Genomic DNA, 20,440 nt, shown 5'->3' on the forward strand with positions numbered 1-20,440 from the left:
AAACGGCTCGTCAGGTTTCGATCAACGGGCGGATATCTTGATCAGCTTGGCATAGTAGAAGCCATCGTGGCCGTCCACCTGCGGTAGCAGCTGGCGTCCATGGGCCTGTTTCATGCCCCATGGACCTGGCAGGTCCAGTTCGCGGGCACCTGGGGTGCGGGCGAGGAAGGCGGCGATACCGTCGCTGTTTTCCGAAGGCATCACCGAGCAGGTGGCGTAGACCAGCACGCCGCCGACCTCCAGGGTCGGCCACAGGGCGTCGAGCAGCTCGCCTTGCAGCTGCGCCAGGGCGGCGATGTCGTCCGGCTTGCGCGCCAGCTTGATGTCAGGGTGGCGACGGATCACACCGGTGGCCGAACAAGGGGCGTCGAGGAGGATGCGCTGGAACGGCTGGCCATCCCACCACTCCCCCGTCGCCCGCGCGTCGGCGGCGACCAGGCGGGCCTCGAGGCCCAGGCGCTGGAGGTTTTCCCGGACCCGCAGCAGGCGGCTCTGTTCGAGATCGACGGCGACCACTTCGCCCAGTTCCGGCTGGATTTCCAGCAGATGGCAGGTCTTGCCGCCAGGGGCGCAGCAGGCATCGAGGACGCGCTGCCCGGGTGCGCTTTCAAGGAGTTCGGCAGCCAGTTGCGCGGCTTCGTCCTGGACGCTCACGCGGCCCTCGGCGAAGCCCGGCAGCTCGCGTACGTCGCGCGGCGCGGCGAGCTGGATGCCGTCGCGGCTGTAGTCGCAGGCGCGGGCCTCGATCCCGGCTTCGGCGAGTTCGGCCAGGTAGGTATCGCGCTCGCCGTGGCGGCGGTTGACCCGCAGGGTCATCGGCGGGTGCGCGTTGTTCGCCGCGCAAAGCGCCTCGAGCTGTTCCGGCCAGGCCTGCTGCAAGGCCTTCAGCAGCCAGCGCGGGTGGCCCAGGCGCGCCGACGGGTCGCGGTCGACCTCGGCCAGCAGTGTCTCGCCTTCGCGCTGGGCGCGGCGCAGCACGGCATTGAGTACGCCCTTGGCCCAGCCCTTCTTCAGCTTGTCGGCGCAACCGACGGTCTCGCCGATCGCCGCGTGCGGCGGTACCCGCGTGTAGAGCAGCTGGTACAGGCCGATCAGCAGCAGGGCGTGGATATCGTTGTCGGCGGCCTTGAACGGCTTCTGCAACAGGCGGGCGGCCAGCGCCTGAAGGCGCGGCTGCCAGCGCGCCGCGCCGAAGGCCAGCTCCTGGGTCAGGCCGCGGTCGCGCGGGGCGACCTTGTCCAGTTGCGCCGGCAGCGCGCCGGACAGCGAGGCGCGTCCGGCGAGCACCGCCGCCAGCGCCTGGCAGGCGGCGAGACGCGGGTTCATTGGCCGAGTACCTGGCCGGCGGCGAACTGCTCGCGGCGGCTGTTGTACAGGTCGGCGAAGGCCAGCGGCTTGCCGCCTGGCAGTTGTAGCCTGGTCAGGCGCAGGGCGCCTTCGCCACAGGCCACCAGGAGGCCGTCGCGGCTGGCTTCGAGGATGCTCCCGGGGGTGCCGCTGCCGTGCCCCAGGCTGGCGCCGAGGACCTTCAGCGACGCCCCGGCGAGGCTGCTGTGGCAGACCGGCCAGGGCGTGAAGGCGCGTACCTGGCGCTCCAGTTCGACGGCCGGGCGGCTCCAGTCCAGGCGCGCCTCGTCCTTGTTCAGCTTGTGCGCGTAGGTGGCCAGGGCGTCGTCCTGCACCTCGCCGCGCAAGGTTCCGGCGGCGAGTCCGGCGATGGCTTCGACCACCGCTTTCGGGCCGAGCGCGGCGAGGCGGTCGTGCAGGCTGCCGCCGGAATCATCGGCGGCAATCGGCGTGGCCACCTTGAGCAGCATCGGCCCGGTGTCCAGTCCGGCTTCCATCTGCATCACGGTGACCCCGCTCTGCGCGTCGCCGGCTTCCACCGCGCGCTGGATCGGCGCCGCGCCGCGCCAGCGCGGCAGCAGCGAGGCATGGCTATTGATGCAGCCCAGGCGTGGGATGTCGAGCACCGCCTGGGGCAGGATCAGGCCATAGGCGACCACCACCATCAGGTCCGGGCGCAGCGCCGCCAGTTCCGCCTGGGCATCGGCGCTGCGCAGGCTAGGCGGCTGGATGACCGGCAGGCCGTGTTCCAGGGCCAGGCTCTTCACCGCGCTGGGCATCAGTTTCTGCCCGCGACCGGCCGGGCGGTCCGGCTGGGTGTAGACGGCGACGAGCTGGTGCGGGGTGTCGAGCAGGGCCTTGAGGTGCTCGGCGGCGAATTCCGGGGTTCCGGCGAAGACGATGCGCAATGCTTGGCTCATGCGGGGCTCGCTAAAAGAAAAAGGCTTGCCGGGGCAAGCCTTTGGGGATGGGTCACGCCTGCTGTCGATGCTGCTTTTCCAGCTTCTTGCGGATGCGGTCGCGCTTGAGGGTGGACAGGTAATCGACGAACAGCCTGCCGTTGAGGTGATCGCACTCGTGTTGGATGCATACCGCCAGCAGGCCTTCGGCGACTTCCTCGAACGGCTTGCCGTCGCGGTCCAGGGCCTTGATCCGAACCTTCTGCGGACGGTCCACGTTCTCGTAGAAACCGGGCACCGACAGGCAGCCTTCCTGGTACTGGTCCATTTCCTCGGTCAGCGGCTCGAACTCGGGGTTGATGAACACCCGCGGCTCGGACTTGTCCTCGCTGAGGTCCATGACCACGATGCGCTTGTGCACGTTGACCTGGGTCGCGGCGAGGCCGATGCCCGGGGCTTCGTACATGGTTTCGAACATGTCGTCGATCAGCTGGCGCACCGCGTCGTCGACCACCTCCACCGGTTTGGCGATGGTCCGCAGGCGCGGATCGGGGAATTCGAGAATGTTCAGGATGGCCATATGCGTTTGTGATGCACTTGTGGAATCGATTGAAAATCCGCTGCTAAGATGGCGCGCAGCTTGAAAACGGCTTCAGACCGCGTCTCTCGCGGGCTTCGGGCGTTTCGCGTATGTCGACATGATAAAGGGATTCACTGCATGAGGAAATCACTAGTCGCCCTTCTGCTCCTTGCCGCGAGCGGTCTGGCGCAGGCCCAGGTCGACCTCAGGGAAGGGCATCCGGACCGCTACACGGTGGTCAGGGGCGATACCCTGTGGGACATCTCGGGGAAATTCCTCCGCCAGCCGTGGAAGTGGCCGCAGCTCTGGCACGCCAACCCGCAGATCCAGAATCCCCACCTGATCTACCCCGGCGACACCCTCAGCCTGGTCTACATCGATGGCCAGCCGCGCCTGGTGCTGAACCGTGGAGAGTCGCGCGGCACCATCAAGCTTTCGCCGAAGATCCGCAGCACGCCGATCGCCGAGGCGATCCCGACCATCCCGCTGGACAAGATCAACAGCTTCCTGCTGGCCAATCGCATCGTCGATGACGAGAAGACCTTCACCGCTGCGCCGTACATCGTCGCCGGCAACGCCGAGCGGATCGTCAGCGGTACCGGCGACCGCGTCTACGCCCGCGGCAAGTTCGCCGACGGCCAGCCGGCCTATGGCATCTTCCGCCAGGGCAAGGTCTACGTCGATCCGAAGACCAAGGAAGTCCTCGGCATCAACGCCGACGACATCGGCGGCGGCGAGGTGGTGGCCACCGAGGGCGACGTCGCCACCCTGGCGCTGACCCGCACCACCCAGGAAGTGCGCCTGGGCGACCGCCTGTTCCCCACCGAGGAGCGTGCGGTGAACTCCACCTTCATGCCCGGCGAGCCGAGCCGCGAGGTGAAGGGCGAGATCATCGACGTGCCGCGCGGCGTGACCCAGATCGGCCAGTTCGACGTGGTGACCCTGAACCGTGGGCTGCGCGACGGCCTCGCCGAAGGCAACGTGCTGGCCATCTACAAGGTCGGCGAGACGGTGCGCGATCGCGTCACCGGGGAGTCGGTGAAGATCCCCGACGAGCGCGCCGGCCTGCTGATGGTGTTCCGCACCTACCAGAAGCTGAGCTACGCCCTGGTGCTGATGGCCAGCAGGCCCCTCTCGGTCACCGACAGGGTGCAGAACCCCTGAGTCGAAACCCCCGCCCCGGCGGGGGTTTCGCTTTTTTGGGGGAAGGAAAATTCATACGACGGTTTCCAGGAGGGATGCCAGAGCCTTCCCCTCTTCCTGTCAGCGATGGACCTGCCTGCTATGGATGAGTCGCAATGAACAACCTTTCCCACGCCGAGCTGGACGCCCGGCTGCGCCTGCATGGCCTGCCCGAACTGGGGCCGATCCGCTTCCTGCGCCTGATCGAGGCCTTCGGCTCGGCCTCCTCCGCCCTCGCCGCGCCGGCTGGCGCCTGGCACACCCTGGGGCTGCCCGCCGAGGCCGCCGCTGCCAGGCGCAGCGCCGAGGTGCGCGAGCGGGCGGCGGATGCCCTGCGCTGGCTCGAAGCGCCGCGCCGGCACCTGCTGATGTGGGATGACCCGGCCTACCCCGCGCTGCTCGGCGAGGTGAGCGACGCCCCGCCGCTGCTGTTCGTCGAAGGCGCGCCGACGGCGCTCGAAAGGCCGCAGCTGGCGATGGTCGGCAGCCGCCGCGCCAGCCCCGCCGGCCTGGGCTGCGCACGGAGTTTCGCGCGCAGCCTGGCACGAGGCGGCTTCGCCATCACCAGCGGACTGGCGCTGGGCATCGACGGCGCCGCCCATGAAGGCGCGCTGGAGGTCGGCGGCGTGACCCTGGCGGTGCTCGGCACCGGCCTGCGCACCCTCTATCCGCGTCGCCACGCGGCGCTGGCGCGGCGCATCGTCGAGGGTGGCGGCGCGCTGGTCTCGGAGTTGCCGCTGGACAGTCCGCCGCTACCCGCCAACTTTCCCCGGCGCAACCGGATCATCAGCGGTCTCTCGCTGGGCGTGCTGGTGGTCGAGGCGAGCCCCGCCAGCGGCTCGCTGATCACCGCGCGGCTGGCGGCGGAACAGGGCCGCGAGGTCTATGCCATCCCCGGTTCGATCCACCATCCGGGCGCGCGTGGCTGTCATCAGCTGATCCGCGACGGCGCGCTGCTGGTGGAGAGCGTCGAGCACGTCCTGGAGGCCTTGCGCGGCTGGACGCAGGCGGGGCCAGCGGAGGCGCCTGTAGCGTCGCTGGACCATCCCTTGCTGGAGTTGCTGCGCGTCGCGCCATACAGCAGCGAAGGCCTGGCCGCCGCCAGCGGCTGGGCGCTGCCCGAGGTGCTGGCGGCGCTCACCGAGCTGGAGCTGGACGGGCGGGTCGCCTGCGAGGCCGGCACCTGGGTGCATCGCTCCGGCTGACACCGTACACTTCGCGCACCTGTCCGCTGGAGTGAGTCGATGATCAGCAGCTTTCGTGCGCAATGCGCCGCCCGGGTCGTCCGCGAGGGCGGCGTGATCGCCTATCCCACCGAGGCGGTATGGGGGCTGGGCTGCGATCCGTGGAACGAGGACGCGGTATACCGCCTGCTGGCGCTGAAGGCTCGGCCGGTGGAAAAGGGCCTGATCGTGGTGGCGGCGCACATCCACCAGCTCGACTTCCTGCTCGAAGACCTGCCGGACGTCTGGCTGGAGCGCCTGGCCGGCACCTGGCCGGGGCCCAACACCTGGCTGGTGCCGCACCAGGATCGCCTGCCGGAATGGGTCACCGGCGTCCATGACAGCGTCGCCGTGCGAGTCACCGACCACCCGCTGGTACAGGAGCTGTGCTACCTCACCGGGCCACTGATCTCCACCTCGGCCAATCCGGCTGGGCGCCCCGCGGCGCGCACCCGGTTGCGGGTCGAGCAGTATTTCCACGACGAACTGGACGGCGTCCTCGGCGGCGCCCTCGGCGGACGGCGCAACCCCAGCCTGATCCGCGACCTGGTGACCGGGCAGGTCATCCGCCCGGCCTGAGGCCGCCGTCTCAGGGTAGCAGGACAGTCGAGCCGGTGGTCCGGCGCGCGGCCAGCTCGGTATGCGCCTGGGCCGCGTCGACCAGGGCGAAGCGTTGGTTGATCTCGATGCGGATGGCGCCGCGCTCGACCAGCCCGAACAGTTCGTCGGCCATCGCCTGGAGTTTTTCCGGGGTGTTCGCGTAGCTGCCCAGGGTCGGCCGGGTCACGTACAGCGAGCCCTTCTGCGAGAGAACGCCCAGGTTGACTCCGGTCACCGGCCCCGAGGCGTTGCCGAAGCTCACCAGCAGGCCGCGTGGCGCCACGCAGTCCAGCGAGGTCTCCCAGGTGTCCTTGCCCACCGAGTCGTAGACCACCGGGCATTTCTTCCCGTCGGTCAGCTCGAGCACCCGCTTGGCCACGTTCTCATGACTGTAGTCGATGGTCTCCCAGGCGCCGTGTTGCCTGGCCAGGCGAGCCTTTTCCGGCGAACTGACGGTGCCGATCAGTTTCACTCCCAGGGCTTTTGCCCACTGGCAGGCGAACAGCCCGACACCGCCGGCGGCGGCATGGAAGAGGATGGTCTCGCCGCTCTGCAGTTCGTAGGTCTGGCGCAGCAGGTACTGGGTGGTGAGGCCCTTGAGCATCATCGCGGCGGCCTGCTCGAAATCGATGGCCTCGGGCAGGCGCACCAGGTTGTCCTCGGCCAGCACGTGCAGCTCGCTGTAGGCACCCAGCGGGCCGGTGGCATAGGCGACGCGGTCACCGACCTGGAAGCGGGTCACCGCGCTGCCCACCGCCTCGACCTCGCCGGCGCCTTCGCTGCCCAGCCCCGAGGGCAGGCCGGGCGCCGGATAGAGGCCGCTGCGGTAGTAGGTGTCGATGAAGTTCAGGCCGATCGCGCGGTTGCGCACGCGGACTTCCCGGGGACCCGGTTCGGCGGGCTGGTAGTCGCGGTATTCGAGGACTTCGGGGCTGCCATAGGCAGCGAACTGGACGCGCTTGGCCATGCTGGAACTCCTGTTCGGGTCGGGGCTCGGGTGGTCGCGCCGGACCGGCGAGCATTGGGGAACGGCTTTCATCCAAGCCTTCCGCTTGACGGCCGTCAAGCGCCGGCCACCCATCCAGGGTGATATGCTTGCCCCCTCGTTTCGTCGCCAGCCCGCGCCCTGCGCGGCCTCCCCGCTCCAAGGTGAATTCCGTGACCGACCGTATCGCCGCTGTCAAAACCTATCTGCTCGACCTGCAAGACCGCATCTGCGCCGCCCTCGAGGCGGAAGACGGCAAGGCCCGCTTCGCCGAGGATGCCTGGGAGCGTCCGGCCGGCGGCGGCGGACGCACGCGGGTGATCGGCGACGGCGCGCTGATCGAGAAAGGCGGGGTGAACTTCTCCCACGTGTTCGGCGACAGCCTGCCGCCCTCGGCCAGCGCCCACCGCCCGGAACTCGCCGGGCGCGGTTTCCAGGCGCTGGGCGTGTCGCTGGTGATCCACCCGGAGAACCCCCACGTACCGACCTCCCACGCCAACGTGCGCTTCTTCTGCGCCGAGAAGGCAGGCGAGGAGCCGGTCTGGTGGTTCGGCGGCGGCTTCGACCTGACCCCCTACTATGCGAGCGAGGAAGACTGCGTGCATTGGCACCGGGTCGCCCGCGACGCCTGCGCGCCGTTCGGCGCGGACGTCTACCCGCGCTACAAGGAATGGTGCGACCGCTACTTCCACCTCAAGCACCGCAACGAACCGCGCGGTATCGGCGGGCTGTTCTTCGACGACCTCAACCAGTGGGACTTCGATACCTGCTTCGCCTTCATCCGCGCCATCGGTGACGCCTACATCGACGCCTATCTGCCGATCGTCCAGCGTCGCAAGCACACCCCGTTCGACGAGCGGCAACGCGAGTTCCAGGCCTATCGCCGGGGCCGCTACGTCGAGTTCAACCTGGTGTTCGACCGTGGCACCCTGTTCGGCCTGCAGTCCGGCGGCCGTACCGAGTCGATCCTCATGTCGCTGCCGCCGCAGGTACGCTGGGGCTATGACTGGAAACCCGAGCCGGGCAGCGAGGAAGCGCGCCTGACCGAGTACTTCCTCACCGACCGCGACTGGCTCGCCGGCCAGCCCTGACCCGACCGCCGGGACGAGACCATCCGTCCCGCTCCTCTTCCGGCAAAGGACCGACCCATGGACCGCTATTGTGTCTTCGGCAACCCCATCGGCCACAGCAAGTCGCCGCTGATCCACCGCCTGTTCGCCGAGCAGACCGGCCAGGCGCTGGCCTACGAGGCGCAACTGGCGCCGCTGGACGACTTCGCCGGGTTTGCCCGGCGCTTCTTCGAGCAGGGCAAGGGCGCCAACGTCACCGTGCCGTTCAAGGAGGAAGCCTATCGGCTGGTGGACGAACTGAGCGAGCGGGCCACCCGCGCCGGCGCGGTGAACACCCTGGTCCGCCTGGACGGCGGCCGCCTGCGCGGCGACAACACCGACGGTGCCGGCCTGCTGCGCGACCTCACGGTCAACGCCGGGGTCCAGCTGCGTGACCGGCGCGTGCTCCTGCTCGGCGCCGGTGGCGCGGTACGCGGCGTGCTCGCGCCGTTCCTCGGCGAGCGGCCGGCGCAGTTGCTGGTGGCCAACCGCACGGCGGAGAAGGCCGTGGCCCTGGCCGGCGAATTCGCCGACCTCGGCGCGGTGCGCGGCTGCGGTTTCGCCGACGTCGAGGGCCCCTTCGACCTGATCGTCAACGGCACCTCGGCCAGTCTCGCCGGCGACGTGCCGCCGCTGGCGGAAAGCGTGATCGAGCGCGGCCGTACCGTCTGCTACGACATGATGTACGCCAAGGAGGCGACCGCCTTCAACCGCTGGGCCGCCGAGCGCGGGGCGGCGCGAACCCTGGACGGCCTGGGCATGCTGGTCGAGCAGGCCGCCGAGGCGTTCTTCCTCTGGCGCGGCGTGCGGCCGGCCTCGGCGCCGGTGCTGGAGACGCTGCGACGGCAATTGGCAACTGGCTGAGTGGCCAGTGGCTATTTGAGACTTGAGTCTCAAAACAGCGCTCTTCTGACATGTAGGAATCACGAAACCCGGTTAACACTTCAGGCTTCTCTCACTCTCCGAGCGCTGCCGATGAAAACCCTCACCCGCCTGGCTGCCGGTCTCTGCATCTGCGCCATCGCCGGCCAGGCCAACGCCTGGTCGCAACCGACCCACAAGAACATCGTCAAGGACGCCCTGGCTTTCATGAACTCCTCCTACGCCACCGAGGAGATGCGCCAGGCCTACCAGTTCTATGTGAGCGCCGCCGGCGGCGAGGCGCAGGCCGGGGAGATCCTCGGCCAGGCGGCGTTCGACGTGGACGACTTCAAGGACACCCGCCTCGGTGGCTGGTGGGTCGGCTACGAACACGCGCCGCTGTGGGGCGCGGCTTCGGGCATCGTCAACTACACCTCGTACTGGCACTTCCTCAACCTGGCCCGCGACGGCGACTCCCACGGCAACCCCCACGGCGGCTACGACTACCGCTACCACAAGGTCGACGGCGGCATCGCCGACGTCGACTGGTACGCCATGGTCTACCTCTACAACCGCGAGCTGAAGCGCGAGGACTTCGACACCACCGAGGCGCATTACCGCCAGGGCACCCGCTCCGACTGGCAGGAGCACTACGGCGACTTCCAGACCGCCGCCTTCCAGCCGATCGACAACCTCGCCAGCTACTGGTTCGACCAGTTCCGCGCCGCGCCCTCGCTGCAGACCATCGGCTACGCCCTGCACGCTACCGGCGACGTGGCCCAGCCGCACCACGTATGGATCACCTCGGCCAACGGCCATTCCAGCTGGGAAGGCTGGGTCGACGATCACTACGCCAGCGAGAAGCTCAACGACCCGGCGGCGGTGGCCAACCTGGTGGGGCGCTACGATCCGAGCAAGAGTATCCGTGACCTGCTCACCCAGACCGGCCAGGTCGCCTACGCGCATCCCGAACCGCTCTACGACACCAGCTACGAGACGCGTCTGCGGGTGGCGAAGGAACTGATACCCGAGTCCATCGCGCTGACCGTCACCGTGCTGACCAAGGGAGCCAACAGCTTCAATGCGCAAACCGCTCTCTGATCGCCGCCCTGGCTGGCGTCGCGCGATCTGCGGCGTCGCGCTCGCCCTGCTGGCATGCGCCGCCCAGGCTGTTCCCGGCGAAGTGCCGCGGGACCTGACAATCGACGGCGAGGTGCTGCCCGGGAAAAGCATCGACCTGCTGGAGCGGGCCCTGTCGCGGGTCAAGTTCAACACCGACCCGCGGCAGTTGCGCCGCGGGTTGGTGGAGAACCGTCTGCTGGCGCGCGAGGTCGAGGGCCAGCTCACTGCGCAGAACCGCGCCGACCTCGACGCCAGTGTCGAGATCGAGGCCGGCAACCTGCTCGAACAGCTGTACGGCAAGCGTTACCGCGAGGATCTCGGGCCGTTCCTGCGGCAGCCGCAACCGCTGAGCGCGGAACGCCTGCGCCAGGTGCTGGCGCCGGCTTCGCGTGGCCTGGTGGAAAACAGCCTGGTGCTGGGCGAGGCCCAGCGCCGCGAGGCGGCCGGGGTCGAGCTGATCGGCTGGCAGTTCCCCGGCCAGCCGGCGCGGACCCTCGACCTGCTGTCGCTATACGAGGGCGACAACGTCCAGGGCCAGGTGGAGCTGCAGCAGGGCAACCTCGCCTATCTGGCGCGCCAGGTGCAGACCCGCCTCCGCCGCGACTATCTCTGGTACCGCCTGGCCCGGGACGGCTTCGGCCCCGCCGAGCAACGCGGCCTGAAGACCCTGGTGCGGGATCGGCTGGTGCGCCAGCGCTACCTGCACCAGATCGGCCTCTACAGCGATTTCCACCATGAGTCCGATGTGTTGCGCCAGCTCGCCGCCAAGGTCAGCGACCAGGACGCCGAGGCCTATTACCGGCGCAATCTGGAACGCTACCGCAACGTCGCGCAGGTCCAGGCGGTGCATATCCGTCTGGCCGACCAGGCGAGCGCGGACCGGGTCTATGCCGAATTGCAGAAAGGCCTGGCCTTCGACGAGGCGGTGCGCCGCCATTCCCTGGCTGACGACAGGGACCGCGATCCGCCCGGCGATCTCGGCCTGATCCGCCCACAGGACGGCCAGCTCGACCTGCTGCGCAAGACCGCGCTGATCCAGAAGGCCGACACGCTTTCCCAGCCGATGCGCATCGACGGTGCGTTCGAGATCGTCCGGGTGCGCAGCCGCGAGGATCGCCAGCTGCCGCTGAGCGACCGCAGCGTGCGCTTCGAGGTGAACCAGGCGGTGGCCCGCGAACGACTGGCCGCGCAGTTCGAGACGCAACTGCGTGGCCTGCTGGCCGGCGCCCGGGTGGAAGGGCTGTGAAGCGCTGGCTCGGCGTGGCCCTGGGCTGCAGCGGGCTGGCGATGGCCCTGGCCTGCGCCGGGGTGTTGTGGATGCCATCCGCCGAAACGGTCGCTTCCCCGTCCGCTCCCCCGACAGCCGGGACGGCCATGGCGGCCGCCGCCGTCGAGGACCCGCCGCCGGTTGAGCGGGCACGGACGCCAGCGGCGGTCCGGCACGTCGTCGGGCAGCCGTCGGCGCCGGGACTGGACCGCGAGCAGGCGATCCTGTTCATGCAAATGCTGCGCGACGAGGGCGACCCGCGCAGCCCGCCGCTCGGCGGCCTGCAACCGCGCCAAGGCGCGTCGGCGGAGGCGCTGGCCGATCCGAAGCGGTACCAGGCCTTCGAGGAACGCCAGACCCGCGAACTGGTGCAGGCCTATACCAGCGGCGTGCAGCAGATCCCGGAAATCCGCGCGCGCATCGAGGCGGCCGAACAGGGTGGCGAGCGTAGCGCCGAGGACATCGACGAGGCTCGTGCCGCCCTCGGGCAACTGGAGATGATGCGCGACAAGCTGCAGCGCGAATCGCCGCAGCTGCTGCCCGGCGACAGCGCGCCGCCGGCGCCGGCCGTGCCCTGAACTTCAGCCTTCGTAATGCAGGCGGGAGTCTTCGTCGGCCTGCCGGCCCAGCGCTTCGCGCACCTGCGGGCGGGCGTGGCGCAACACCAGGCGGCGTCCCTCGGCGTGCAGGCGGCGGGCTTCCTGCTGGAGCAGCACGGCGCCGGCGAAGTCGATGAAATTCACCTGGCGCGCGTCCAGCACCAGCCGTGGCTTGTCGCTCTGGCGCATGAGGCGTTGCAGGTAGTCGCAGGCGCCGAAGAAGATCGAGCCTTCGATGCGCAGCACCTCCTCCTCGTCGTTGCGCTGGCGCAGTACGCGCGGTGTCGAGGTACGCCGGAGATAGAAGAACAGCGACGCCAGCACTCCCGCGTAGATGGCGTTCTGCAGCGGCAATAGCAGCGTGGCCAGGCTGGTGAGCCCGGCCACCAGGCATTCGCCGCGGCCGCTGCGGTAGAGCGCGCGGAGCGCCGGGCGGTCGACCAGGCCCCAGGCGATCAGCAGGATGCCCGCCGCCATCGCCGGCAACGGTAGATGCTCGATCAGGCGCGCACCGAGCACGGCCAGCAAGGCCACCCAGAGCGCCGAAAACACACCCGCCAGCGGGGAGCGCGCACCGGCTTCCAGATTGAGCCCGGAGCGGGTGAAGGATCCCGCCGACAGGCTCGCCGACAGCCAGGGCCCGAACAGGTTCGACAGGCCCTGGGCGCGAACCTCCTGGTTGGCATCGAACGCGTCTCCCTGGCGCGCGGCCAGGGCGCGGGCGATCGACAGGCTGGTGACCAGCCCGAGCATGCCGCAGGCCACCGCCGCGGGCAGCAGGTCGAGGATCGCTCGCGCTTCGAAGACCGGCGGACTCCAGGCCGGCAGTGCGCTGGAGAGAGCCTGCACATGGGCTACCGAGGCGAAGGTTGCGGGCAGCGCCCAGACCAGCGTGGCACCGCCCAGCAAGCCAAGCGGCAAGGCTGGCCAGCGTGGCCGCAGGCGCCTGACCAGCAGGCTGAGCGCGAAGCTGAAACCGCCGACCAGCAGCGACGGGCCGTCGATTTCGGCGACGCGTCGCAGCAGCCGCCAGCCGTTTCCTGGCACTGCGCCCTCGCCGTTCGCGGGCAGGCCGAACAGATAAGGCAACTGGCCGAGGACGATCAGCAGCGCCGCGCCAAGGGTGAAGCCGAGCATCACCGAGTGCGAGACGAAATTGACCAGCGAGCCGATGCGCAGGAGACCGAGCAGGCACTGGAAGGCACCGGCGAGAAAGGTCAGCAGCAGCACCGCCTGGATGTACTCGGCGCTGCCCACTGGCGCCAGCGGCGCCACCGAACTGAACAGCAGCACCGAGATCGCCGCGGTGGGGCCGCTCACCAGGTAGCGCGACGAGCCCCACAGGCAGGCGATCGCCACCGGCAGCATCGCCGCATACAGGCCATACGCCGCCGGCAGGCCGGCGATCAGCGCATAGGCCATCGATTGCGGCAGCGCCAGGACCGCGCCATTCAGGCCGACCCAGGCTTCCCGGCCGAGGTCGCCGCGACGCAGGCCCGGCAGCCAGGCGAGGAACGGCAGCAGGCGCGAGCGCATGCCGCTACAACCGGTCGCGCACCGCCGCCAGGGCGTCGCCGCCGTCGCGCGCGGTGACCCCTCGCAGCCAGGCGTCGAGCACTTGCGGATGCGCCTTGAGCCAGGCGCGGGCGGCCGTGGCCGGTGTCGCCGAGCCTTGCAGCGCGTCGCTCATCATCTGGTTCTCCATGTCCAGCGCGAAGCGCAGGTTGGCCAGCAGCCGCGCCGGGTTCGGGCATTGCGCGGCGTAGCCCTTGCGGGCCAGGGTGTAGACCTGCCCGCGCTCGCCGAAGTACTGCTCGCCACCGTCGAGATAGCGCAGCTCATGGCGAAGGTTCATCGGATGCGGGGTCCAGCCGAGGAACACCAGCCAGCGCTGGCGCTTCTCGGCGCGAGCCAGCTCGGCGAGCATCGCCTGCTCGCTGGAGGCCACCAGCTTCCAGTCGCCGAGGCCGAACCGGTTGGCGTCGATCATCTTCTGGATCGACTGGTTGGCCGGCGCGCCGGAGCCGATCCCGTAGAGTTTGCGATCGAAGCGTTGCGCTTGCCTGGCGAGGTCCTCGAAGCGATGGATACCGGCATCCCAGACGTAGCGTGGCACCGCCAGGGTGAAGCGAGTGCCGTCGAGGTTGCGCCCCAGGCGCTCGACCTGGCCGCTGGCGACGAACCGCTCATGGTAGTCCTGGTGCGCCGGCATCCAGCCGCCGAGGAAGGCGTCCACCTGGCCATCGCGCAGGCCGCCGTAGATGATCGGCACCGACAGGGTCTCGATCTTCACCCGGTAGCCCAGGCTTTCCAGGAGGAAGGCGGCGCTGGCATTGGTCACCGCGATATCGCTCCAGCCCGGATCGGCGAGCCTGACGTGGGCGCAGGCGGCGTCTTCGGCATGCAGCGGGGTACTGCCCAGGAGCAGCGTGGCGGCCAGCAGGCGAGTGGGGAGCCGGTTCATGTGAGGTGTCCTCGTGCTCAGGGTTGCGGGAAGCGCGCGCGGCGCTCGAGGTCGTCGAGGTCGATATGGTTGCGCATGTATTGCTGGCTGGCGTCGACCCACGGCTGATGGTCCCAGCTGGTCAACCGGCCGCGCGTCAGCGCCTCGGCTACCAGGCGCCGGCGGCGCTGGCTGTCGAGCACGGCGCGGGTGAGCGCGGGGATGTCCCAGCGCCGCCGTGCCTCATCGAGGAACGCCTCGAATGCTCCGCGATGGGCCGGGCTGGCGGCGAGGTTCTCGCGCTCCTGGGGGTCGTTGCGCAGGTCGTAGAGCAGGCAGGGGTCCTGCTCTGAATAGATGAACTTGTAGTCGCCGCGACGGATCATCATCAGCGGGCCGAGGGTGCCCTCGGCGGTGTATTCGCCGATCACCTCGTCATGCCCGCTGCCGTCACGCAGGTGCGGCAGCAGCGAGCGTCCGTCCAGCGGCAGGCGCGCGTCGACCTGGCCGCCGGCCAGTTCCACCAGGGTCGGCAGCAGGTCGACGGTGGATACCGAGGCGCCGATCCGGCGCGCCGCGAAGCGACCTGGCGCGTGGACCAGCAGCGGCACGCGCGCGGCCATCTCGAACCAGTGCATCTTGTACCAGAGGCCGCGCTCGCCGAGCATGTCGCCATGGTCGCCGGAGAACACCAGGATGGTGTCGTCGGCCAGCCCGCATTCCTCCAGCGTCGCCAGCAGCGCGCCGACCTGCGCGTCGACGTAGCTGCAGGCGCCGAAGTAGGCGCGCCGGGCGGCGCGGATGCGCTCCTCGGGCAACGGCTTGTCCCACAGGTCGATGACCTTCAGCAGGCGTTGCGAATGAGGGTCCTGCTCTTCCTGGGCGAAGCTCTGGCGCGGCAGCGGGATGTCCTCGTCGCGGTAGAGGTTCCAGTAGCTCGCCGGGATGCAGTAGGGATCGTGCGGGTGGGTCATCGACACGGTCAGGCAGAATGGCTGGCCGGCGTGCTGGCGAACATGGTCGTAGAGGTACTGGCGGGCCTTGAACACCGCCTCCTCGTCGAAGTCCAGCTGGTTGGTGCGCACGCAGGGACCGGCCTGCAGGACCGAGGACATGTTGTGGTACCAGCTCGGGCGCACCTCCGGCTCGTCCCAGTTCACCGCCCAGCCGTAGTCGGCCGGATAGATATCGCTGGTCAGGCGCTCCTCGTAGCCATGCAGCTGGTCGGGGCCGCAGAAGTGCATCTTGCCCGACAGCGCCGTGCGATAACCGAGGCGACGCAGGTAGTGGGCGTAGGTCGGGGTATCGGCGGCGAAGTCGGCGGCGTTGTCCCAGGCGCCGATGCGGCTGGGCAACCGGCCGCTGACCAGGGTGAAGCGCGAGGGCGCGCAGAGCGGACTGTTGCAGTAGGCCGAATCGAATACCACCGCCCGTTCGGCGAGGCGCGACAGGTTGGGCATGCGTAGCACCGAGCGGGGATCGTGAAACGGCAGCAGCGGCGCGGCCATCTGGTCGGCCATGATGAACAGTATGTTCGGCGGGGTCTTCATCGAGCGGCTTATCCCATGCGATCAGGTTATGCGATAGTGCTGGACCGATCATCGACGCGTCGAAAATCCAGGTAAACCGCATGGGCCGGGATGCGTTGGATAAGCCAGGCTTATGGGAGATCCGCCACATGCCGCTGTCGCTCGACCTGCTCCGGGTGTTCGAGTCCGCCGCCCGCCAGCTCAGCTTCACCGCGGCCGCCGAGGAGCTGGGCAGCACCCAGCCGGCGGTGAGCCAGCAGATCAAGCGGCTGGAACAGGAGCTGCAGACCGAACTGTTCCAGCGCGTGCACCGGGGCATTCTGCTCACCGATGCCGGCCTGCTCCTGCTGCGCCACGTGGCGCCCGCGCTGGAGTCGGTCGAGGCCGGCATCGCCGCGCTGGGCGCGCGGCAGCGCCACGAGGTGCTGCAGGTGGCCACCGACTACGCCTTCGCCGCCTATTGGCTGATGCCGCGCCTGCCGCGCTTCCACCTGGCCCATCCGCACCTGGACGTCAGCCTGGTCACCAGCGAGCGCGGCCTGGCCGGCCCGCGCGGAGATATCGACGTGGCGATCCTGTTCGGCGACGGACGCTCGAAGCATGGCGAAACGCACCGGCTGTTCCGCGAGGAAGTGTTCCCGGTGTGCAGCCCGCGACTGCTCGAAGGATTGCCGCTGCCGCTGGCCAAGGAACACCTGGCGCGGCTGCCGATGCTGCACCTGAAACCGGCGCAGCACAGCCGCTGGTTCGACTGGCCGGCCCTGTTCGAGGCGCTGGCGATCGACCGGCAGCCGATTCCGGCGGTGCTCAGCTTCGACAACTACACCTTGCTGATCCAGGCCGCCATCGCCGGCCAGGGCGTGGCCATCGGCTGGCGTCACCTGGTGGACGACCTGCTGGAACAGGGCCTGCTCTGCCGGCCGATCAGCGAGAGCTGCCTGTCCCGATACGGGTACTATGCACTGTTGCCGGAGCGCAAGCGGCGCCAGCGGCTGGTCGACGCCTTCGTCGGCTGGCTGCGGGCGGAGCTGCAGGCCGGCGGAGCTTGAGGAGGTCGGCATGAACGAGTTTTCCACCCCGCGGATCCAGGGCTTCCACGCTCACGTGTACTTCGATGCGCAGAGCATCGAGCGCGCCCGTGCGCTCTGCGAGGAAGCGGCGCGGCGATTTCCGCTGAAGATGGGACGGGTCCACCAGCGGCCGGTGGGGCCGCATCCGGACTGGAGCTGCCAGCTGGCGTTCACTCCCGAGCTGTTCGGCGAGCTGATCCCCTGGCTGGCCATCCATCGCCAGGACCTTGTGGTGTTCGTCCACCCGGTCACCGGCAACGACCTGGTCGATCACCGCGACCGCGCCATGTGGATGGGCGCCATTCGCCCGCTGGACCTGTCGATCCTCGACGAAGGCGCGGAGAGCTACGACTTCCGCGCGCCCTGAGGCTCGGTCAGCGTCATCCAGTCGTGCAGCTCGCATTGCAGGTCGCCGAGGGCGGTCACCAGCTCGTCGACGGCGTCGGCCAGGTTGCTCACCGAGGTTTCGCCGCAGGCGATCTCCAGGTGGTGGCAGGCGCGCTCCACCGCGTGGGCATGGATCAGCGAAGCCATGCCGGCCAGGCGGTGGGCCAGCTCGTTGAGTTCCTGGATCTGCTCGCGCTCCTGGGCGCGGCGCAGCTTGCGGGTGTCTTCGCTGTTGCTGGTCATCAGCTGCGCGACGAGCAGGCGGCTGATCTCCGGTTGGTTGGCGCGGTCGCCCAGCGCGGCGGTCAGGTCGAACGTTCGCATGGGGACCTCAGATCAGCTCGTGGCGGCGGGCGAAGTCGATCAGGCCGGCCAGGGAATGGGCGTTGAGTTTCAGCATGATGCGTGACTTGTAGGTGCTCACGGTCTTCTCGCTGAGGAACAGCTGCTGGGCGATGGCCTTGTTGGTATTGCCGTTGGCCAGGTACTGCAGCACGGTCATTTCGCGGTCGGAGAGGCTTTCCAGCATGCGCGCCTCGTTGTCCCGGCTCTGCTGGTTGATGCTGCGCAACGCCCCGGTGGGGAAATGGATGTAACCGGCGAGAACGGCCTTGGCGGCGAGCAGCAGTTCGGATAGATTCTCCCGCTTGCTGACGAAGCCCATGGCGCCGGCCTGCAGGCAGCGCGGGGCGAACTGGGCCGGATTCTGGCGGGTCAGGACCAGCACCTTGGTGTCCAGCTTCAGCGACTTCAGGCGGGCGATCACCTCGAGGCCATCGATCTTCGGGATGCCGATATCGAGGATGGCCAGGTCGGGGGATTTCTTGCGGGCTACCTGCAGGGCCTCGGCACCGTTGTCGGCTTCGCCGACGATGGTGAAACCGTCGCGCTCGAACAGCAAGCGCACGGCCAGGCGGATAGCGGGATGATCATCGACGATCAGCACCTTACTCATGCGAACCTTCTTTGAATGCGTTGGCTATGGGGTAAAGGCGCTATTCAAGGCTTCGACAGAGTCGTCGGACAATAAGACATTTCTGAAAATTGAAGGAAAGTTTCCTCACCTTTCTGGCGGTGTCCGCCGAAAGGCCAGGCGCGACGAACCCTGTCTGCGCCTGGCCGATGCCGGCGGCGGCGGGTCAACGCGCGTTGCGCACGCCTTCCGCCAGTTCGCCGCAGAGGGCGAGGACATCCTTGACCGCCCGGGCGGTATCGCCGGCCTTGGCGATCCGCTCGATCAGCGCCGAGCCGACCACCACGCCGTCGGCCAGCCGGGCGACCGCCGCGGCATGTTCGGCGCTGCGGATGCCGAAGCCGATGCCGATCGGCAGGTCGGTATGCCGGCGCAGCCGCGCCACCGCCTCCTCGACGTGTTCCAGGGTCGCCGCGTTGGCGCCGGTGACGCCGGCCACCGATACGTAGTAGACGAACCCGGAGCTGCCTTCGAGCACCGTCGGCAGGCGCTCGTCGCCGGTGGTCGGGGTGGTCAGGCGGATGAAGTCGATGCCCGCGGCCTGGGCCGGGTGGCAGAGGTCCTCGTTGTGCTCCGGTGGCAGGTCGACCACGATCAGGCCGTCCACGCCCGCCTCCTTCGCCTCGGTGACGAAGCGCTCGACGCCGTAGTGGTGGATCGGGTTGAAGTAGCCCATCAGCACCAGCGGGGTATCGCTGTCGCCGGCGCGGAATTCGCGGACCATGCGCAGCGTCTTCGCCAGGGTCTGGCCACCCTGCAGGGCGCGGATGTTGGCCAGCTGGATGGCCGGGCCGTCGGCCATCGGGTCGGTGAACGGCATGCCCAGCTCGATCACGTCGGCGCCGGCCGCCGGCAGGCCCTTGAGGATTTCCAGGGAGGCGTCGTAGTCCGGGTCGCCGGCGGTGACGAAGGTCACCAGGGCGGCGCGGTTGTCTTGCTTGAGCTGGGCGAAGCGGGTCTGCAGGCGGCTCATGCTTTGTGCTCCTGTTGCATGTGGTGCATGACGGTCTGCATGTCCTTGTCGCCGCGACCGGACAGGTTCACCACCATGATGTGGTCCCCGGGCAGGCCGGGGGCGCGCTTGAACGCCTCGGCCAGGGCGTGGGAACTCTCCAGCGCCGGGATGATGCCTTCGAGGCGGCAGCAGGTGTGGAAGGCGTCCAGCGCCTCGTCGTCGGTGATCGAGGTGTATTCGACCCGACCGACGTCGTGCAGCCAGGCGTGTTCGGGGCCGATGCCGGGGTAGTCGAGGCCGGCGGAGATGGAGTGCGCGTCGATGATCTGGCCGTCCGCGTCCTGCAGCAGGAAGGTGCGGTTGCCGTGCAGCACGCCGGGCACGCCGCCGTTCAGGCTGGCCGCGTGCTTGCCGGTATCGATGCCGTGGCCGGCGGCCTCCACGCCGACGATCCGCACACCGGCGTCGTCGAGGAACGGATGGAACAGGCCCATGGCGTTGGAGCCGCCGCCGATGCAGGCGACTAGCGAGTCGGGTAGGCGCCCTTCCTTCTCGGCCAGCTGTTCGCGGGTCTCCTTGCCGATCACCGCCTGGAAGTCGCGGACCATCGCCGGGTACGGATGCGGGCCGGCGACCGTGCCGATCAGGTAGAAAGTGCTGTCGACATTGGTCACCCAGTCGCGCAGCGCTTCGTTCATGGCGTCCTTCAGGGTGCCGGTGCCGGCGGTCACCGGGATCACCTCGGCGCCCAGCAGCTTCATGCGGAACACGTTGGCCTGCTGCCGGTCGATGTCGGTGGTACCCATGTAGATCACGCACTGCAGGCCGAAGCGCGCGGCCACCGTGGCGGTGGCCACGCCGTGCATGCCGGCGCCGGTCTCGGCGATGATGCGCTTCTTGCCCATGCGCCGGGCCAGGAGGATCTGGCCGATGCAGTTGTTGATCTTGTGCGCGCCGGTGTGGTTCAGCTCCTCGCGCTTGAGGTAGATCTTCGCCCCGCCGCAGTGCTCGGTCAGGCGCTCGGCGAAGTACAGCGGGCTCGGCCGGCCGACATAGTCGCGCTGGAAGTAGGCCAGTTCCTCCTGGAACGCCGGGTCGTCCTTGGCCTTCTCGTATTCGCGGGCCAGGTCGAGGATCAGCGGCATCAGGGTCTCGGCGACGTACTGGCCGCCGAAGCGGCCGAACAGGCCCTTGGCGTCGGGGCCGTTGCGATAGGCTGTCATGGAGGGCTCCAGGAAATGACGTATGGGCAGAATCTAATCTCCCCGCGACGTAAAAGAAACCGATAAGATTGCTCCAACCTGTCAGG

21 protein-coding genes are annotated in these 20,440 nt (G+C 68.9%); 10 read left to right on the forward strand and 11 right to left on the reverse strand.

The window, feature by feature from the left end; genetic code table 11:
* Nucleotides 1-21: 21 nt before the first annotated feature.
* The 3 genes from rsmB to def are packed head-to-tail and all read right to left on the reverse strand — an operon-like array spanning nt 22 to nt 2,826.
* Nucleotides 22-1,326, reverse strand: a complete 1,305-nt coding sequence (gene rsmB / locus PSPA7_RS00085; RefSeq protein ID WP_011979048.1) for a 16S rRNA (cytosine(967)-C(5))-methyltransferase RsmB — start codon at nt 1,324-1,326, stop codon at nt 22-24.
* Nucleotides 1,323-2,267 (reverse strand): methionyl-tRNA formyltransferase, encoded by a 945-nt coding sequence (fmt, locus tag PSPA7_RS00090; protein WP_041025264.1) that lies wholly within the window; start codon nt 2,265-2,267, stop codon nt 1,323-1,325. The genes rsmB and fmt overlap by 4 nt, the downstream gene beginning before the upstream one ends.
* A 52-nt stretch (nt 2,268-2,319) precedes the next feature.
* Complete coding sequence (gene def, locus PSPA7_RS00095; RefSeq protein ID WP_011979050.1) at nt 2,320-2,826, reverse strand: peptide deformylase; 507 nt, start codon at nt 2,824-2,826, stop codon at nt 2,320-2,322.
* 138 nt (nt 2,827-2,964) lie between these two features.
* Here def and PSPA7_RS00100 point away from each other — a divergent pair, with 138 nt between their 5' ends.
* The 3 genes from PSPA7_RS00100 (at nt 2,965) to tsaC (ending at nt 5,810) form a co-directional block, all read left to right on the forward strand.
* Nucleotides 2,965-3,990, forward strand: a complete 1,026-nt coding sequence (locus PSPA7_RS00100; protein ID WP_011979051.1) for a LysM peptidoglycan-binding domain-containing protein — start codon at nt 2,965-2,967, stop codon at nt 3,988-3,990.
* Nucleotides 3,991-4,124: 134 nt separating this feature from the next.
* Nucleotides 4,125-5,213: a DNA-processing protein DprA gene (dprA, locus tag PSPA7_RS00105; RefSeq protein WP_011979052.1), complete on the forward strand. Its 1,089-nt coding sequence runs from the start codon at nt 4,125-4,127 to the stop codon at nt 5,211-5,213.
* 39 nt (nt 5,214-5,252) lie between these two features.
* Entirely contained in the window at nt 5,253-5,810 is a 558-nt protein-coding gene (tsaC, locus tag PSPA7_RS00110) for an L-threonylcarbamoyladenylate synthase type 1 TsaC (RefSeq protein WP_011979053.1), read from the forward strand.
* A gap of 10 nt (nt 5,811-5,820) precedes the next feature.
* Here the strand turns inward: tsaC and PSPA7_RS00115 are convergent, their stop codons facing one another.
* The gene (locus PSPA7_RS00115) at nt 5,821-6,798 is read right to left on the reverse strand and encodes an NADPH:quinone reductase (protein WP_011979054.1); all 978 of its coding nucleotides are present in this window, start codon (nt 6,796-6,798) and stop codon (nt 5,821-5,823) included.
* Between the two features lie 191 nt (nt 6,799-6,989).
* Here PSPA7_RS00115 and hemF point away from each other — a divergent pair, with 191 nt between their 5' ends.
* The 5 genes from hemF (at nt 6,990) to PSPA7_RS00140 (ending at nt 11,753) form a co-directional block, all read left to right on the forward strand.
* Nucleotides 6,990-7,907: an oxygen-dependent coproporphyrinogen oxidase gene (gene hemF, locus PSPA7_RS00120; RefSeq protein WP_011979055.1), complete on the forward strand. Its 918-nt coding sequence runs from the start codon at nt 6,990-6,992 to the stop codon at nt 7,905-7,907.
* Between the two features lie 57 nt (nt 7,908-7,964).
* Complete coding sequence (aroE, locus tag PSPA7_RS00125) at nt 7,965-8,789, forward strand: shikimate dehydrogenase (protein WP_003156232.1); 825 nt, start codon at nt 7,965-7,967, stop codon at nt 8,787-8,789.
* A gap of 111 nt (nt 8,790-8,900) precedes the next feature.
* Nucleotides 8,901-9,887, forward strand: coding sequence for a phospholipase C/P1 nuclease family protein (locus PSPA7_RS00130; RefSeq protein WP_011979056.1), 987 nt, complete (start codon nt 8,901-8,903; stop codon nt 9,885-9,887).
* On the forward strand, nt 9,868-11,154 hold the full coding sequence (locus tag PSPA7_RS00135) for a peptidylprolyl isomerase (protein WP_011979057.1): 1,287 nt from the start codon (nt 9,868-9,870) through the stop codon (nt 11,152-11,154). Before PSPA7_RS00130 ends, PSPA7_RS00135 begins: the two co-directional genes overlap by 20 nt.
* Entirely contained in the window at nt 11,151-11,753 is a 603-nt protein-coding gene (locus tag PSPA7_RS00140; RefSeq protein WP_011979058.1) for a hypothetical protein, read from the forward strand. Before PSPA7_RS00135 ends, PSPA7_RS00140 begins: the two co-directional genes overlap by 4 nt.
* 3 nt (nt 11,754-11,756) lie before the next feature.
* Here the strand turns inward: PSPA7_RS00140 and PSPA7_RS00145 are convergent, their stop codons facing one another.
* Genes PSPA7_RS00145 through betC form a run of 3 tightly spaced genes read right to left on the reverse strand, consistent with a single transcriptional unit; the run spans nt 11,757 to nt 15,767 of the window.
* The gene (locus PSPA7_RS00145; RefSeq protein ID WP_011979059.1) at nt 11,757-13,310 is read right to left on the reverse strand and encodes a SulP family inorganic anion transporter; all 1,554 of its coding nucleotides are present in this window, start codon (nt 13,308-13,310) and stop codon (nt 11,757-11,759) included.
* Between the two features lie 4 nt (nt 13,311-13,314).
* Nucleotides 13,315-14,238 (reverse strand): choline ABC transporter substrate-binding protein, encoded by a 924-nt coding sequence (locus PSPA7_RS00150; RefSeq protein WP_011979060.1) that lies wholly within the window; start codon nt 14,236-14,238, stop codon nt 13,315-13,317.
* A 17-nt stretch (nt 14,239-14,255) separates the two neighbouring features.
* Nucleotides 14,256-15,767, reverse strand: coding sequence for a choline-sulfatase (gene betC / locus PSPA7_RS00155; protein WP_003157288.1), 1,512 nt, complete (start codon nt 15,765-15,767; stop codon nt 14,256-14,258).
* A gap of 80 nt (nt 15,768-15,847) precedes the next feature.
* Here betC and PSPA7_RS00160 point away from each other — a divergent pair, with 80 nt between their 5' ends.
* Together PSPA7_RS00160 and PSPA7_RS00165 are read left to right on the forward strand one after the other, a co-directional pair.
* Nucleotides 15,848-16,795, forward strand: a complete 948-nt coding sequence (locus PSPA7_RS00160; protein WP_079262146.1) for a choline sulfate utilization transcriptional regulator — start codon at nt 15,848-15,850, stop codon at nt 16,793-16,795.
* 10 nt (nt 16,796-16,805) lie between these two features.
* Nucleotides 16,806-17,183 (forward strand): DOPA 4,5-dioxygenase family protein, encoded by a 378-nt coding sequence (locus PSPA7_RS00165; RefSeq protein WP_011979062.1) that lies wholly within the window; start codon nt 16,806-16,808, stop codon nt 17,181-17,183.
* On the opposite strand, the gene PSPA7_RS00170 is transcribed toward PSPA7_RS00165, so the two are convergent.
* From PSPA7_RS00170 to trpB, 4 genes are all read right to left on the reverse strand, one after another.
* Nucleotides 17,162-17,527 carry an Hpt domain-containing protein gene (locus PSPA7_RS00170; protein WP_011979063.1) on the reverse strand — a complete coding sequence of 122 codons (366 nt, stop codon included), beginning with the start codon at nt 17,525-17,527 and terminating at the stop codon, nt 17,162-17,164. The genes PSPA7_RS00165 and PSPA7_RS00170 overlap by 22 nt on opposite strands.
* Before the next feature lie 7 nt (nt 17,528-17,534).
* On the reverse strand, nt 17,535-18,158 hold the full coding sequence (locus PSPA7_RS00175; protein ID WP_003111192.1) for a response regulator transcription factor: 624 nt from the start codon (nt 18,156-18,158) through the stop codon (nt 17,535-17,537).
* 184 nt (nt 18,159-18,342) lie between these two features.
* The gene (gene trpA, locus PSPA7_RS00180; protein WP_003157285.1) at nt 18,343-19,149 is read right to left on the reverse strand and encodes a tryptophan synthase subunit alpha; all 807 of its coding nucleotides are present in this window, start codon (nt 19,147-19,149) and stop codon (nt 18,343-18,345) included.
* A complete protein-coding gene (trpB, locus tag PSPA7_RS00185) occupies nt 19,146-20,354 on the reverse strand; it encodes a tryptophan synthase subunit beta (protein WP_011979064.1) in 1,209 nt (402 codons plus the stop codon). The genes trpA and trpB overlap by 4 nt, the downstream gene beginning before the upstream one ends.
* Nucleotides 20,355-20,440 lie beyond the last annotated feature (86 nt).

The organism is Pseudomonas paraeruginosa PA7, assembly GCF_000017205.1.
In the GTDB taxonomy this organism is placed as follows: Bacteria; Pseudomonadota; Gammaproteobacteria; order Pseudomonadales; family Pseudomonadaceae; genus Pseudomonas; species Pseudomonas paraeruginosa.